We start from the raw sequence: 14,914 nt of genomic DNA, 5'->3' as shown, positions 1-14,914 counted from the left end.
CCGAGAGCCGTTTCCACTTCGCTCGAAAACGCTATGCAATCGCGGAATCGGCTAGCGCCGCAGGGCGGGAACTACCAGGAAGGGAATCAATCCCAGCACCACATTGACCAGCGCGAACGCGAACAGCGCGTTGTAGCTGTGGGTCCAGTCGTGGATCAGGCCGCCGCTCCACGAGCCCAGTCCCGATCCGAGGCCGCTGCCGATCGAGATGGTGCCGTAGATGGTGCCGACCCGTTCGCCGCGAAAGATGTTCAGCGCGGTCGCCGTGATCAGCGGTCCGCGCGAGCCGATCATGCTGCCGAAGCAGACGACAAAGCCGGTCAGCAGCCAGTAGTTCGGCCAGTATTGCAGCAGCCAGAGCAGGATGATCCCGACGATCGAGACGCCGTAGCTCAATAGCACCGACGGCCGGCGGCCGATCAGGCCGTCGAGCGTGGAGATGCCGAGCATGCCGAACAGCAGCACGATGCCGGAAAAGCCCCAGGCGGTCGCGGCCTGCAACGGCGGAAATCCGGCGTCGATCAGGTAGGCGACGATCTGCGCGGTGATCGCGAACATCGCGACCGCCGTGAAGAAGAAGCTGGCAAACAGCGCCCAGAACGTGTGGTGGCGCATGGCGCTGGCGAGCGTCCAGCCGGCGTCGATGAAATCCGGATCGGCTTTTTTGGCGATGTGCGGCGAGCCGCCGGCAAACAGCCGCCACGGCATCAGCAGCAACGGCGCCAGCAGGCACAGCGCCACCGCGCCGAACAACTGGTAGGCGTTACGCCAGCCGATCCCGTCGATCAGCATTTGCGACGCCGGCAGCAGCACCAGGATGCCGGCGCCGGTCGCAGAATAGAGGATGGCCATGGCGGTCGGCAGCCGCGGGCCGAACCAGCGGCCGAGCAGGATCGAATTCGGCACGTTGCCGATCAGGGCAATGCCGAGGCCGACGCAGAGCCCAATGCTGAGTTGGAGCTGCCAGAGCGATTGCGCATGCGAAGCGAACAGGAATGCGCCGCCGAGCAAAGCCAAGCCCAGCGCGTAGATCGTACGCGGCCCAGAGCGGTCGAACAGACGGCCGATCAGAGGCGAGGTCAGGCCGCCCGCCAGAAAGGTCAGCGAGTAGACCGAAACCACCTGGGCGCGATCCCAACCGAATTCTTCCGAGATCGGTTTCAGGAAGACCGTAAAACTGTCGCCGAGGCCGCGGCCGAGCACGGACAGCGCGAAGCACAGCGCCAGCACGTTGAGCGCCACGCGCCCCGGCTTGAGCAGTTTTGCCGTGAGTTCCTCCGCTGGCGTATGCTTGTCCATCGGGAGTAGGGAGCGCGTTTCCGCTGCTCCCGGCAAGGCTCAAAAACGAATACGCCTATGCAGGCTTGAGCAGGATGTGCTTCTTCTTGCCCATCGACAGCTTGATGACGCCTTCCGGCGTCAGGTGTGACGGCGTCAGCGCCATCTTCTCGTCGGTGACGACGGCGTCGTTGACGCGCAGGCCGCCGCCCTTGATCTGGCGGCGCGCCTCGCCATTCGACGCGACGAGGCTGGCCGTGACGAAGGCCGCGAGCACGCCGATCCCGGCTTCGAGTTCGCCACGCGGAATATCCACCGTGGGAAGCGATTCCGAAATCGCGCCTTGCTCGAAGGTTTGCCGCGCGGTTTCGGATGCGGTGTTGGCGGCGCCGCGGCCATGCAGCAGCGCGGTCGCCTCCGTCGCCAAAATCTTCTTGGCCTCGTTGATCTCGCCACCCTGCAGCGCCGCGAGTTTTGCGATCTCGCCCATCGGCAGGATCGTGAACAGCTTTAGAAACTTCACGACGTCGGCGTCCTCGACGTTGCGCCAGTATTGCCAGAAGTCGTAGGGCGAGAACTGGTCGGCGTTGAGCCAGACCGCGCCTTGCGCAGTCTTGCCCATCTTGGCGCCGGAGGCGGTGGTCAAGAGCGGCGTCGTCAGCGCGAACAATTGCGGCGTGCCCATGCGGCGGCCGAGATCGACGCCGTTGACGATGTTGCCCCATTGATCGGAGCCGCCCATCTGCAGCCGGCAGCCGGTGCGCCGCGACAGCTCGACGAAGTCGTAGGCCTGGCAGACCATGTAGTTGAACTCGATGAAGCTCATTTCCTGCTCGCGTTCGAGGCGCAGGCGCACCGAGTCCATCGTCAGCATGCGGTTGACGGAGAAATGCCGGCCGATGTCGCGCAGCATCTCGATCCAGTTCAGCTTGGTCAGCCACTCGGCATTATCCAGCATGATCGCGTCGCTGTGACCGGTCCCGTAGCGGAGCACCTTGGCGAACACGCCGCGGATCGAGGCCTTGTTGGCCTCGATTTCCGCGACGCTGCGGATCGCGCGCGATTCATCCTTGCCGGAGGGGTCGCCGACCATGGTGGTGCCGCCGCCCATCAGCGTGATCGGCTTGTTGCCGCTCTCCTGCAGCCAGTGCAGCATCATCATGGTGAGGTAGTTGCCGATGTGCAGCGACGGCGCGGTGCAGTCATAGCCGACATAGGCGATGGCCTCGCCCTTGGCGGCCAGCGCGTCAAGGCCGTCGAAATCTGAACACTGATGGATGAAACCGCGTTCCTGGAGGATATTCAGGAAATCCGATTTAAATGCCGTCATTGGTAAGCGACTCTGATCATTCTATTTTCACGGTAATTGTAGCAATTAGGGGAACCATAGCGGAACAGGATGCCGTAATCGCGCCGATGTGGCATTATAAGATGTGTGTGTTTGGCACAAGCTGGTCGTCGTCGGCGGGACGAATCGAGCAGGGCGCTGCGAAGGCACGACGACAATGATGTTGACGGCAATAGGTCTGATGAGCGGCACCTCGCTCGACGGGGTGGACGTCGCCTTGATCGAGACCGACGGCCGCCGGGTGACCGCCTTCGGGCCGTCCGGATACCGGCCCTATACCGAATCCGAGCGCAACCTGCTGCGCCAGGCGCTGTATGAGGCGGTCGACCTGCCGCAGCGCAACGCCCGGCCGGGCTGCCTCCGGGAGGCCGAGTCTGTCGTCACATCGGCCCATGCCGAGGCGGTGGCCGCCTTTGTCGCCCAGCACCGAATCGCCTTTTCGGATATCGATATCGTCGGCTTTCACGGCCAGACCGTGCTGCACCGGCCGGAGCGCCGGCTGACCGTGCAGATCGGCGACGCCACCGCGCTGGCCAAGGCGATCCATATCCCTGTGATGCACGATTTCCGCGCCGCCGACGTCGAAGCCGGCGGGCAGGGCGCGCCATTCGTGCCGGTCTATCACCGGGCGCTGGCGCAGTCGTTGCAGCGCGAGGGGCCGATCGTCGTGGTCAATATCGGCGGGGTTTCCAACATCACCTATATCGACGGCGACACGCTGATCGCCTGCGATACCGGGCCCGGCAATGCGCTGCTGGACGACCACATGTTCCGGATCATGAACCAGCGCTTCGACGGCGAGGGCCGTACCGCAGCCCAGGGCAGGGTCGATGCGGCCTGGATTGCGCGGGCGCTGAAACTGCCGTTCTTCGCGCTGCCGCCGCCCAAATCGCTCGACCGCAACGATTTTGCCTCGCTCAAGCTCGGCGATATGTCGCCGGCCGACGGTGCGGCGACCCTGACCGCGTTCACGGCGGCGGCGATCGCCCGGATCGTGCCGCTGCTGCCGAAGGAGCCCAAAAGCTGGGTTGTCGCGGGAGGTGGCGCCCGCAACCTGACCATGCTGCGAATGCTGCGCGAGTGTCTGGCACCGGCAGCGGTGCAGGCGGCCGACACGCTGGGCTGGGCCTCCGATTCGATCGAGGCGCAGGCCTTCGGTTTCCTCGCCGCGCGCGGCCTGAAGGGCCTGCCGCTGAGCTATCCCACCACCACGGGGGTGCCCATTCCCATGACCGGGGGCGTTATCGCGCGACCGTGAAGTAGAAGCCAATGTGTCGACCTTGACGGATTAATGCAGGTGCATGTAGTTTAATGCACATGCATTGAATGCGAGGATTCCCGATGGTCGCGGCGCTGAAACTGATCAGCCACAAGCTTTGTCCCTATGTGCAGCGCGCGGTGATCGCGCTGACCGAGAAGGGCGTCGAATTCGAACGGATCGATATCGATCTCGCCAACAAGCCGGACTGGTTCCTCGCGCTGTCGCCGCTCGGCAAGACGCCGGTGCTGCAGGTCGGCGACATCGCGATCTTCGAATCCGCCGTGATCCTCGAATATCTCGAAGAGACCCAGCCAAAGCCGCTGCATCCGGAGAATGCTTTGACCCGCGCCGAGCATCGCGGCTGGATCGAGTTCGGATCAGCCGTGCTCAATGACATCGCGGGCTTCTATGCGGCGGCAGACGAAGCCACCTTCAAGACCAAGACGGCCCAGCTCGAACAGAAGTTTGCGCGGCTTGAAGCGCGTATCACCGCATCGCCGTGGTTTGACGGCGAAGAATTTTCGCTGGTCGATGCGGTGTTCGGGCCGGTGTTTCGCTATTTCGATGTGTTCGATGCCATTGCCGACTTCGGCATTCTCGCCGGCAAACCGAAGCTCGCGCGCTGGCGCCGGAATTTGGCGCAGCGGCCGTCGGTACGGTCGGCGGTGAGTGCGGATTATCCGGCGCTGCTGCGCGACTTCATCGAGCGGCGGAAGTCGTGGCTTTCAGGATTGCAGGCCCGCGCGGCGGCGTGAACGACTACAATTCCGAGGCCATCTTCGCGAGCGCGGCGACCGTGTTCATGTTGCGCGCCGTTCCTGCCTTGGCGGCGGGTATAACCAGTTTCGATTGTCCCATGCCGTCGCCATAGTGAATGTAGATCTCGCGCCGGCCGAGGCCGATCTGCTCGTCTTTGCGGCCTTTGACGGCTTTGAACGTATCGGCCGGCGGCGGCTGATCTAGAAAGACAGCGACGGTTCGGTTGGCGGGCGCCTTCGGAAACGGATTGTCTGATAGCACGGCCTGCATTTCGGCCAGTGAACGCACCATGACGCCGACCGGCTTGCCGGCGTAGCTTTCAAGCGCCGCTTCCAGCGCCTTCTTCACGGCGGATTCGGATTTGCGGCTGGTGAACACCACGTTGCCGCTGGCGATGTAGGTGCGGACGCCGGCAAAGCCTGCGGCGAACCCAGTCGTTAGCGGACGTTGGCGAGCCGCATGTCGAGATAGCCGGTGACGGTTTCCATCAGCGGCTGCAGCTTGCCGTCGAAGAAATGGTTGGCGCCGGGGATGATCTGCTGGTCGATCACGATTCCTTTTTGGGTCTTCAGCTTCTCGACCAGTGTGTTGACGTCCTTCGGCGGCACCACCGCGTCCTTTTCGCCATGCACGATCAGGCCGGACGACGGGCAGGGCGCGAGGAAGGAGAAGTCGTAGAGATTGGCGGGCGGCGCGATCGAGATAAATCCCTCGACCTCGGGCCGGCGCATCAGGAGCTGCATGCCGATCCAGGCGCCGAACGAAAAGCCCGCGACCCAGCAGGCGCGCGCTTCGGGGTTGATGGTCTGCGCCCAGTCGAGCGCGGAAGCCGCATCCGACAGCTCGCCGGTGCCGTGATCGAACGAGCCCTGGCTGCGGCCGACGCCGCGGAAATTGAAACGCAGCACCGAAAAGCCGCGATGGGCGAACGCGTAGTAGCACTGGTAGACGATCTGGTGATTCATCGTGCCGTGAAACTGCGGATGCGGATGCAGGATCATCGCGATCGGCGCGTTCTTCTGCTTGGCCGGATGGTAACGGCCTTCGAGGCGGCCTGCGGGGCCGGTGAAAATAACTTCAGGCATTGATGATCCCTAGGCAACGGACGTGATCTGGAGGAGGAATGCGATCAGGCGTCGTTGGGAGATGCGCGAACGGCGCTTCCGGTGAATTGGTGGCGGCGTTCTAGCATGAGGCGAGGGGCAAAAAGCAAGCATCTTGAACATCTCGAAGTCTGTTCAAGGCGTTAGCCTGGAGTTTTCGCAAGGCTTTGGTCAAGGATTTGCGGAAGACGCGGCGATCCCCAATTGCAATAAGGAGATGGCAACGATGCCGCCGCCGCCATCGCCCGTCGGCACGCGAATGCAGGTAATATTGTAGGGATGTCTCACCGGGTCTATCTCGACTGGAATGCGACCACGCCGCTGCGCCCCGAGGCGAAGCAGGCGATGACGGCCGCATGGGAGTTCAGCGGCAATCCGTCCTCGGTCCATACCGAGGGCCGCCAGGCGCGCCGACTCGTCGAGGACGCAAGGGCCACCATTGCCGCGGCGGTCGCGGCCCGGCCGCAGGACGTGGTGTTTTCGTCCGGCGGCACCGAAGCCAACGCGCTGGCGCTGACGCCGGGGCTTCGCCGGGGGACTGGGCAGCCCGTGCAGCGGCTGCTGGTCTCGGCCATTGAGCACGCTTCGGTGCTGACGGGCGGTCGGTTTGTGACCGGCGCGATCGGCACGATCAAGGTCACAGGGACGGGGCTCGTCGATCTCGACCACCTGCGCGCTCGGCTGGCTGGGGAGCCTGCCGCGCTGGTATCGGTGATGCTGGCCAATAACGAGACCGGGGCGGTTCAGCCGGTCTCTGAAATCGCTGATGTAGTGCATGAAGCAGGCGGCCTGCTGCACGTCGACGCGATCCCGGCGCTGGGAAAGATATCTATTGATATCAAACGGTTGAAAGCCGATCTGATCACGCTTTCCGCGCACAAGATCGGCGGCCCGAAGGGCGTCGGCGCGGTAGTTCTGGCCGAAGACGTGCAGGGCCTGGAACCGCTATTGCGCGGCGGCGGGCAGGAATTGGGGCGCCGGGCCGGCACCGAGAATGTCGCTGGGATTGCCGCCTTTGGCGCCGCGACCAGGGCCGCGATGGCCGCCCTCGGCGCAGACGCCGCACGGCTTGAGGGCCTACGGAACCAGCTCGAGCATGGTCTGAAGCAGACGCCGGGAATGATCGTGTTTTCGGAAGCCGCGCCGCGGCTGCCGAACACCACGCTGTTCACGGTTCCCGGGCTTAAGGCCGAAACGGCCGTTATTGGCTTCGATCTCGCCGGTATTGCGGTATCGTCGGGTTCCGCCTGCTCCTCCGGCAAGGTCCAGCCCTCGCATGTTCTGGCGGCCATGGGGTTCGGCAAGGAGTTGGCGCAGGGAGCGGTGCGGCTCAGTCTGGGCTGGTCTACCTCCGAAGCAGACATTGATCTGACCCTGGAGGCTTGGCGAAAGCTCGCCGATGGCTTACTTAGAGGGGAGCGACGAAACACGGCTTGAATCGTTCTAAGCACGTTTCGTCAGGAAACTTCGAATTCGATTTTTGCGATTGATCCACCGCGGTCCTTGAAACCGCGAGCGGAGGATAGAATGGCTGCCGTACAAGAGACGGTCGAGCGCGTCAGGCGTATCGACGTCGACCAGTATCGATATGGGTTTGAGACCAATATCGAGTCCGACAAGGCGCCCAAGGGGCTCTCGGAAGATACTGTCCGCTTCATTTCCGCCAAGAAGAACGAACCGGCCTGGATGCTGGAATGGCGCCTGGAAGCCTATCGCCGCTGGCTGACCATGACCGAACCGACCTGGGCCCGCGTCGACTACCCCAAGATCGACTACCAGGATCTCTATTACTATTCGGCGCCGAAGCCGAAGAAGCAGATCGGCTCGCTCGACGAGATCGATCCGGAAATTCTCAAGACCTACGAGAAGCTCGGCATTCCCCTCCGCGAGGTCGAGGTGCTGGAAGGCGTCGTGCGTCCCGAGGGCGAGCGGCGAATCGCTGTTGACGCCGTGTTCGACTCGGTCTCGGTCGCGACCACGTTCCAGAAGGAGCTGAAGCAGGCCGGCGTGATCTTCATGCCGATCTCGGAGGCGATCCGCGAGCATCCCGAACTGGTGCAGAAATATCTGGGTTCCGTGGTGCCGACCTCGGACAACTATTTCGCGACGCTGAACTCGGCGGTGTTTTCCGACGGGTCGTTCGTCTACGTGCCGCCGGGCGTGCGCTGCCCGATGGAGCTGTCGACCTATTTCCGCATCAACGAGCGCAACACCGGCCAGTTCGAGCGCACGCTGATCATCGCCGACAAGGGCGCCTATGTCAGCTACCTCGAAGGCTGCACTGCGCCGCAGCGCGACGAGAACCAGTTGCACGCCGCCGTGGTCGAGCTCGTCACGCATGATGACGCTGAGATCAAGTATTCGACGGTGCAGAACTGGTACCCCGGCAATTCCGAAGGCAAGGGCGGCATCTACAACTTCGTCACCAAGCGCGGCGATTGCCGCGGCAAAAATTCCAAGATCTCCTGGACCCAGGTCGAGACCGGGTCGGCGATCACCTGGAAATATCCGAGCTGCATCCTGCGCGGCGACAATTCACGCGGCGAGTTCTATTCGATCGCGATCTCGAACGGTCACCAGCAGGTCGACAGCGGCACCAAGATGATCCATCTCGGCAAGAACACGACCTCCAGGATCATCTCCAAGGGCATCGCCGCCGGCGTGTCGCAGAACACCTATCGCGGCCTCGTCACCGCGCATCGCAAGGCCACCGGCGCGCGTAACTTCACCGCCTGCGACTCGCTCCTGATCGGCGACAAATGCGGCGCGCATACCGTGCCTTACGTCGAAGCGAAGAATTCCTCGGCGCTGTTCGAGCACGAAGCCACGACCTCGAAGATTTCGGAGGACGTGCTGTTCTACTGCGTGCAGCGGGGCTTGAGCCAGGAAGAAGCCGTCGGCCTCGTGGTCAACGGTTTCGTCAAGGACGTGCTGCAGCAATTGCCGATGGAATTCGCCGTTGAGGCACAGAAGCTGATTTCGATCAGCCTCGAAGGTTCGGTTGGATAAGGACCTCATCCTGAGGAGGCTGCGTAAGCAGCCGTCTCGAAGGATGAGAGGAAAGATTGTTGGCCACGTCCTTCGAGACGCGCCTAGCGGCGCTCCTCAGGACGAGGAATAGAAAACGGAAAAATCTGATGTCTCTACTTGAAGTCAAAAATCTGCAGGTCCGTGTCGAGGAGCGTGAAATTCTCCACGGGCTGTCGCTGACCGTGAATCCGGGCGAGGTGCACGCGATCATGGGGCCGAACGGCTCCGGCAAGTCGACGCTGAGCCACGTCATCGCCGGCAAGCCGGGCTACGAAGTCACCGGCGGTGAAATCCTGTTCAAGGGCGAGGACCTCCTGGAAATGGCGCCGGACGTACGCGCTGCCAAGGGCGTGTTCCTGGCGTTCCAGTACCCGGTCGAAATTCCCGGCGTCGCCACCATGAATTTCCTGCGCACCGCGCTCAATGCGCAGCGCAAGGCGCGCGGCGAAAGCGAATTCTCGACGCCGGACTTTCTGAAGAAGGTGCGTGAAGTCGCGGCTTCCCTCAACATCCCGCAGGACATGCTCCGGCGCGGCGTCAATGTCGGCTTCTCCGGCGGCGAGAAGAAGCGCAACGAAATACTGCAGATGGCGCTGTTCCAGCCGAGCCTGTGCATTCTGGATGAAATGGATTCCGGCCTCGACATCGATGCGCTCAGGGTCGCCGCCGACGGCGTCAACGCGCTGCGGTCGCCAGATCGAGCCATGGTCGTCATCACCCACTATCAGCGGCTGCTCAACTACATCGTGCCTGATTTCGTGCACGTGATGTCGAAGGGGCGGGTCGTCAAAAGCGGCGGCAAGGAACTGGCACTGGAGCTCGAGGCTTCCGGCTACGCCCAGTTCGAAGATGCGGCCTAAGGTCTTATGATGAACGTTGCTGTGGCAAAAAACGAAACCGGACGCCCGCTGAGCGACAGCTTTGCGGTCGCGCGCGATCGGCTGCCGGGCGCGGCCGAGGCGCGACGCGCGGCGTTCGAGGCTTATGAGCGCACCGGTCTGCCGAACCGCCGGATCGAGGACTGGAAGTACACGGATTTGCGCGCGCTGATGCGCGAGGTGCTGCCGCTGGCGCCCGCGCCGGATGCGGCGGCGCTGACGAAGGCAGCTTCAGCCTTGAAGCTGCAGGGCGTCAAGGGGGCGCGCCGGCTGGTGCTGGTGGACGGCGTGTTCGCGCCAAAGCTTTCCGAACTGGGCGGACTGGAAAAGGGCCTTGCCGTCCGCACCCTGCGCGACGTGCTGGAGGCCGGCGACGCCGCGCTGCAGGCGCAACTGTTTTCGCTCGATAGCGACAATCCGATGGTCGCGCTCAACAGCGCCATGATGACCGACGGCGTGGTGATCGAGATCGCCAATGGCGTGGTGCTGACGCAGCCGCTGCAGATCGTCCACGTCGCCAGCGGCGCGGCACCTGCTGCCATGTTCACGCGCTCGATGCTTCGGCTCGGCAAGGATGCCACAGCTACGCTGGTTGAGAGCTACATTGCGGCCGACGGCGCCAGGACCTATCAGGCCCATGATTCCCTTGTCGTCGCGATCGGTGACAATTCCAGGCTCGATCATGTTCGTCTGGTCGAGGATAGCCGCGAGGCCTTCAACATTTCCTCCGGCATGGTGACGCTGGGCGCGCATGCGCACTTCAACACCTTCGGCATGGTTTCGGGCGCCGGCGTCAGCCGCTACCAGGCGACCATCGCCTTTGCCGGTGAGGGCTCGACAGTCGAGACCAACGGCGTCAACCTGCTCAATGGCAAACAGCACGCCGACACCACGCTGTTCATGGATCACGCGGTGCCGCACTGCGCCAGCCGTGAAGTCTTCCGGGCCGTCGTCGATGACAGCGGTCATTCCGTGTTCCAGGGCCGCATTATCGTGCAGCCCCACGCCCAGAAGACCGACGCCAAGATGATGACGCGGGCGCTGTTGCTGTCGGACGAGGCCGAGGCCGTCAACAAGCCGGAACTCGAAATCTTCGCCGACGACGTCACCTGCGGCCATGGCGCGACCACCGGCGCGCTCGACGAAAGCCTGTTGTTCTATCTGCGCGCCCGCGGGCTTTCCGAGAAGGAGGCCCAGGCGCTGCTGATCCAGGCGTTTGTGGGCGAGGCGATCGAATCTGTCGTCAACGACGACTTGCGCGAGCTTGCGATCACGGCGGCGCAGCGCTGGCTGGAGGCACGGGCATGACCCAGCATCCGGCGGTCATGAACGGCGCGTATGACGTCAACCGCGTGCGGGAGGATTTCCCGGCGCTGGCGATGAAGGTCTATGGCAAGCCGCTGGTCTATCTCGACAACGCGGCCTCCGCCCAGAAGCCGACCGCCGTGCTCGACCGCATGACGGAGGCTTACAAGAGCGAATACGCCAACGTGCATCGCGGCCTGCATTATCTCGCCAATGCCGCGACCGAGGCCTATGAGGGCGGCCGCGCCAAGGTCGCGAAATTCCTCAACGCCGGACGCACCGAAGAGATCATTTTCACCCGCAACGCCACCGAGGCGATCAACCTGGTGGCGTCGTCCTGGGGTGAGCCCAACATCAAGGCCGGCGATGAAATCGTGATCTCCATCATGGAGCATCACTCCAACATCGTGCCCTGGCATTTTCTGCGCGAGCGCCATGGCGCCGTGATCAAGTGGGCGCCGGTCGATGACGAAGGCAACTTCCTGATCGAGGAATTCGAAAAGCTGCTGACCGACCGCACCAAGCTGGTCGCGATCACGCAAATGTCGAACGCGCTCGGGACCATCGTTCCGGTCAAGGACGTGGTCAAGCTGGCGCATGCCCGCGGCATTCCGGTGCTGGTCGACGGTAGTCAGGCCGCGGTGCATCTCGCAATCGACGTGCAGGACATCGATTGCGACTTCTACGTCTTTACCGGGCACAAGCTGTACGGTCCGACCGGCATCGGCGTGCTCTATGCCAAGCACGAGCACCTGGTCGCGATGCGGCCCTATAATGGCGGCGGCGAGATGATCCGCGAAGTCGCCAAGGATTGGGTCACCTATGGCGATCCGCCGCACAAGTTCGAGGCGGGCACCCCGGCGATCGTGGAATCGATCGGGCTGGGCGCTGCGATCGATTACGTCAATTCGATCGGCAAGGAGCGCATCGCCGCTCACGAGCACGATCTGCTGACCTATGCCGAGGGCCGCCTGCGCGAAATCAATTCGCTGCGCCTGATCGGCACGGCGAAGGGCAAGGGACCGGTGATTTCCTTCGAAATGAAGGGCGCCCATCCCCACGATGTCGCAACCGTGATCGACCGTCAGGGTATCGCCGTGCGCGCCGGCACCCATTGCGTGATGCCGCTTTTAGAGCGGTTCAATGTCACAGCCACCTGCCGGGCGTCGTTTGGGATGTATAATACCCGTGAAGAAGTCGATCATCTGGCACAGGCGCTGATCAAGGCGCGGGAATTGTTCTCATGAGTGACACTGTCGAAGTCAAAACCGCCAACATGGAAACCGTCTCGGCGTTGCCGCCGGAGGAGACCGAACGGCTGGGGACGGAGATCGTCGCCGCGCTGAAGACGGTGTTCGACCCGGAAATCCCGGCCGACATCTACGAGCTTGGCCTGATCTACAAGGTCGACCTCAAGGACGATCGCGCCGTCGACGTGATGATGACGCTGACCACGCCGAACTGTCCGGCGGCCGGCGAACTGCCGACCATGGTGGAGAACGCGATCGCCAGCGTTCCCGGGGTCGGCGTCGTCAATGTCAATCTGGTGTGGGACCCGGCCTGGACGCCGGATCGCATGTCCGACGAGGCCCGCCTCGTCCTCAATATGTGGTGAGTGAGGGTTTAACCGCTTTACGGCAAGATGACTGGCATTGATTTGCCGCTTGGAATGATCACATGACCAACATGACACCCGCTTCACCCACGCCATCCGCCAAGCCGAAGCCGCGTCCGCGCCCGCAGGTCATGCGCCTGACCGAAGCCGCCGCGCAGCGGATCACGGAACTGACCCAGCGCGCCGATTCCGAGATCGTCGGGCTGCGCGTCGGTATCAAGAACGGCGGCTGCGCCGGACAGTCCTACACCGTCGAATATGCCCATGAAGTGAAGCCCACCGACGAGGTGGTCGAGGACAGGGGCGTCAAGATCCTGGTCGATCCGAAGGCAGTCCTGTTCCTGCTCGGCACCGAGATGGACTACAAGGCCGACAAGATGCAGGCCCAGTTCATCTTCAACAATCCCAACCAGGTTTCGGCCTGCGGTTGCGGCGAATCGGTGCAGCTCACGGCTGCGAAGCTCTAACCGCGTCGTCCTGGCCCAGATGCGCAATTGCGCATCAGGAGCCGGGACCCATAACCATCGCTGTTGATTCCGGAAAAGATCGTCGATCATACTGCCGCATCGAGAAGCCGCGGCATATGGGTCCCGGCTCAAGGCCGGGACGACAAAGATGGATCGCGATTTCCTGATCGACCTGTTCGCGGACTTCGGTCCGGTCACCATCCGCAAAATGTTTTCCGGCTTCGGCATTTCCGCCGACGGCACCAACTTCGCCCTGGCGCTGCGCTCCGGCCTGTATTTCCGTGCCGACGAGCAATCGATTCCGCACTTCGAGGCGGAAGGCTCAAAACCGTTTCAATATCAGACGCGGGCCAAGACGGTCACCGTGAACTCGTATTGGGAATTGCCGGCCCGGCTGTTCGACGATTCCGAGGAGCTCAGCGTGTGGGCGAGGACGGCGCTGGTGGCGGCGCAACGCGCGGCCATGAAGAAGCGGCCCAAGGCCCGGAAGGCTGCAGCCAAGAAGGCCGTCGCCAAGAAGCGCGCGAAGGCGCTCAAGAAGCCTGCGGTGAAGAAGGCCAAGGTGAACAGTAAGCCGGCCAAAGGAAAATCTGCGAAACGAAAACCGGTGTCGTCCCGGCCTTGAGCCGGGACCCATACGCCGCGGCGGATATGATCCGGGCCAGATGGTTGACGGCTTTTTCCAGCAACTGACGGCGGTGGTTATGGGTCCCGGCTCAAGGCCGGGACGACGGCCGGAGGGATACCTACGCGACCTGGCTGCGGGTCTCGGCGGCGTATTCGGGGTCGACTTCGCAGATCACGCGGTTGCGGCCGTTGCGCTTGGCTGCATAGAGGCAGGCGTCGGCACGCTCGATCAGCGAATCGGTGTCATCGCCCGGCTTCAGCATGGACACGCCGACCGAGATGGTGACGCGGCCGAGAATTTCGCCGGTGGATTTCTTCTTCAATTCCTTTGCCATCACGGCGCGACGGATGTGGTCGGCCACCGTCAGCGCCTGGCGCAGCGCGGTGTTGGGCAGCACGACCGCGAATTCCTCGCCGCCATAACGGGCGGTGATGTCCTGGCCCTTGATGGTCTGCTTCAACGACATGCCGACCAGCCGCAATACCTGATCGCCGGTGAGGTGGCCGTAGGAGTCGTTGAACGATTTGAAGTGGTCGATGTCGAACATCAGGAGCGACAGCGGCTCGCCGCTGGCAAGCGCGGTCTGCACCGCCATGTCGATCGAGCGGTCGAAATATTTGCGGTTGCCCAAGCCGGTCAAGGGATCGGTCAGGCTCTCGGCGCGAATCGCCTCGAGGCTGTGCTGGAGATTGCTGATCTCGGTCTTCGACAGCAACAGCCGGGTTTCCAGCGCCTTGTTGGTCTCGCGCATTTCCTGGGTGGATTTCACCAGTTGCTCAACGACCGCCTTGATCTGGTCCGGCTGCTGCGCAGCCGACAGCTTCTGGGTGGCGCCGGTCAGGCTGGCGTCGTAGGTCGCCGACATGCCGAGCGCCTCGGTGATGAGCGTCATCACGTCGTCGATTTCGCCGATCACGCGCGCGCCGACCTTGTCGATGCGGTCGGAGGTCTTGATGTGGGAGAGATAGGTTTCGTAGATCTGTTCGAGATCGGACTCGCTCAGCTTGCCGTTGCGCGCCAGCGTCTCGTTGATGATCTTGTTGAGCGCAGCATTGTATCCGGTCGCGTAGACGTACCAGATTTCGTAATTGCGCGGGACGGCGGTCTGCCGGAGGGACTTGATCTGGCCCAACGCCACTTCGGCAAACGCCATCGTGCGTTCGTGTTCGTCCAGCAGCTTGACCACTGATCCGTCCCCAATACCGAGCAGCGCCGCTCGTTGCCCTGCAGCAATGACTAAAA

14 protein-coding genes and 1 pseudogene are annotated in these 14,914 nt (G+C 63.0%); 10 read left to right on the top strand and 5 right to left on the bottom strand.

The features are described 5' to 3' along the window. Positions 1–51 precede the first annotated feature (51 nt). Both BLR13_RS38610 and tyrS read right to left on the bottom strand, forming a co-directional pair. Positions 52–1,299, bottom strand: a complete 1,248-nt coding sequence (locus tag BLR13_RS38610; RefSeq protein ID WP_074829081.1) for an MFS transporter — start codon at positions 1,297–1,299, stop codon at positions 52–54. 55 nt (positions 1,300–1,354) lie between these two features. Then, positions 1,355–2,608: a tyrosine--tRNA ligase gene (gene tyrS, locus BLR13_RS38605; RefSeq protein WP_074829084.1), complete on the bottom strand. Its 1,254-nt coding sequence runs from the start codon at positions 2,606–2,608 to the stop codon at positions 1,355–1,357. A gap of 175 nt (positions 2,609–2,783) precedes the next feature. Here tyrS and BLR13_RS38600 point away from each other — a divergent pair, with 175 nt between their 5' ends. Together BLR13_RS38600 and BLR13_RS38595 are read left to right on the top strand one after the other, a co-directional pair. Then, positions 2,784–3,884, top strand: a complete 1,101-nt coding sequence (locus BLR13_RS38600; protein WP_074829087.1) for an anhydro-N-acetylmuramic acid kinase — start codon at positions 2,784–2,786, stop codon at positions 3,882–3,884. Between the two features lie 83 nt (positions 3,885–3,967). Next, positions 3,968–4,642: a glutathione S-transferase family protein gene (locus BLR13_RS38595; RefSeq protein ID WP_074829091.1), complete on the top strand. Its 675-nt coding sequence runs from the start codon at positions 3,968–3,970 to the stop codon at positions 4,640–4,642. A gap of 4 nt (positions 4,643–4,646) precedes the next feature. On the opposite strand, the pseudogene BLR13_RS38590 reads toward BLR13_RS38595, so the two are convergent. Both BLR13_RS38590 and BLR13_RS38585 read right to left on the bottom strand, forming a co-directional pair. Next, positions 4,647–5,060: pseudogene (locus tag BLR13_RS38590) on the bottom strand (DUF1697 domain-containing protein); the annotation flags it as partial. A gap of 23 nt (positions 5,061–5,083) precedes the next feature. Further along, positions 5,084–5,731 carry an alpha/beta hydrolase gene (locus BLR13_RS38585; protein ID WP_074829094.1) on the bottom strand — a complete coding sequence of 216 codons (648 nt, stop codon included), beginning with the start codon at positions 5,729–5,731 and terminating at the stop codon, positions 5,084–5,086. A 297-nt stretch (positions 5,732–6,028) separates the two neighbouring features. On the opposite strand from BLR13_RS38585, the gene BLR13_RS38580 reads away from it, so the two are divergent. From BLR13_RS38580 to BLR13_RS38545, 8 genes are all read left to right on the top strand, one after another. After that, a complete protein-coding gene (locus BLR13_RS38580) occupies positions 6,029–7,186 on the top strand; it encodes a cysteine desulfurase family protein (protein ID WP_074829095.1) in 1,158 nt (385 codons plus the stop codon). Positions 7,187–7,276: 90 nt separating this feature from the next. Beyond that, entirely contained in the window at positions 7,277–8,758 is a 1,482-nt protein-coding gene (gene sufB / locus BLR13_RS38575; protein WP_074829098.1) for a Fe-S cluster assembly protein SufB, read from the top strand. A 128-nt stretch (positions 8,759–8,886) separates the two neighbouring features. Next, positions 8,887–9,639: a Fe-S cluster assembly ATPase SufC gene (gene sufC / locus BLR13_RS38570; protein ID WP_074829100.1), complete on the top strand. Its 753-nt coding sequence runs from the start codon at positions 8,887–8,889 to the stop codon at positions 9,637–9,639. A gap of 9 nt (positions 9,640–9,648) precedes the next feature. Next, on the top strand, positions 9,649–10,965 hold the full coding sequence (gene sufD / locus BLR13_RS38565) for a Fe-S cluster assembly protein SufD (protein ID WP_074832223.1): 1,317 nt from the start codon (positions 9,649–9,651) through the stop codon (positions 10,963–10,965). Beyond that, positions 10,962–12,209, top strand: coding sequence for a cysteine desulfurase (locus tag BLR13_RS38560; protein WP_074829103.1), 1,248 nt, complete (start codon positions 10,962–10,964; stop codon positions 12,207–12,209). Before sufD ends, BLR13_RS38560 begins: the two co-directional genes overlap by 4 nt. Then, positions 12,206–12,577, top strand: a complete 372-nt coding sequence (locus BLR13_RS38555; protein WP_074829105.1) for an SUF system Fe-S cluster assembly protein — start codon at positions 12,206–12,208, stop codon at positions 12,575–12,577. Before BLR13_RS38560 ends, BLR13_RS38555 begins: the two co-directional genes overlap by 4 nt. Positions 12,578–12,639: 62 nt before the next feature. Next, the gene (locus BLR13_RS38550; RefSeq protein ID WP_074829107.1) at positions 12,640–13,044 is read left to right on the top strand and encodes a HesB/IscA family protein; all 405 of its coding nucleotides are present in this window, start codon (positions 12,640–12,642) and stop codon (positions 13,042–13,044) included. Between the two features lie 148 nt (positions 13,045–13,192). Next, entirely contained in the window at positions 13,193–13,669 is a 477-nt protein-coding gene (locus tag BLR13_RS38545) for a TfoX/Sxy family protein (RefSeq protein ID WP_074829110.1), read from the top strand. 121 nt (positions 13,670–13,790) lie between these two features. On the opposite strand, the gene BLR13_RS38540 is transcribed toward BLR13_RS38545, so the two are convergent. Next, a complete protein-coding gene (locus tag BLR13_RS38540; protein ID WP_074829113.1) occupies positions 13,791–14,858 on the bottom strand; it encodes a GGDEF domain-containing protein in 1,068 nt (355 codons plus the stop codon). Positions 14,859–14,914: the final 56 nt, after the last annotated feature.

It is taken from the genome of Bradyrhizobium ottawaense (genome assembly GCF_900099825.1).
Taxonomy (GTDB): Bacteria; Pseudomonadota; Alphaproteobacteria; order Rhizobiales; family Xanthobacteraceae; genus Bradyrhizobium; species Bradyrhizobium ottawaense_A.
Note: the sequence above shows the minus strand (reverse complement) of the source record. Positions and strands in the feature narration are given on the sequence as shown.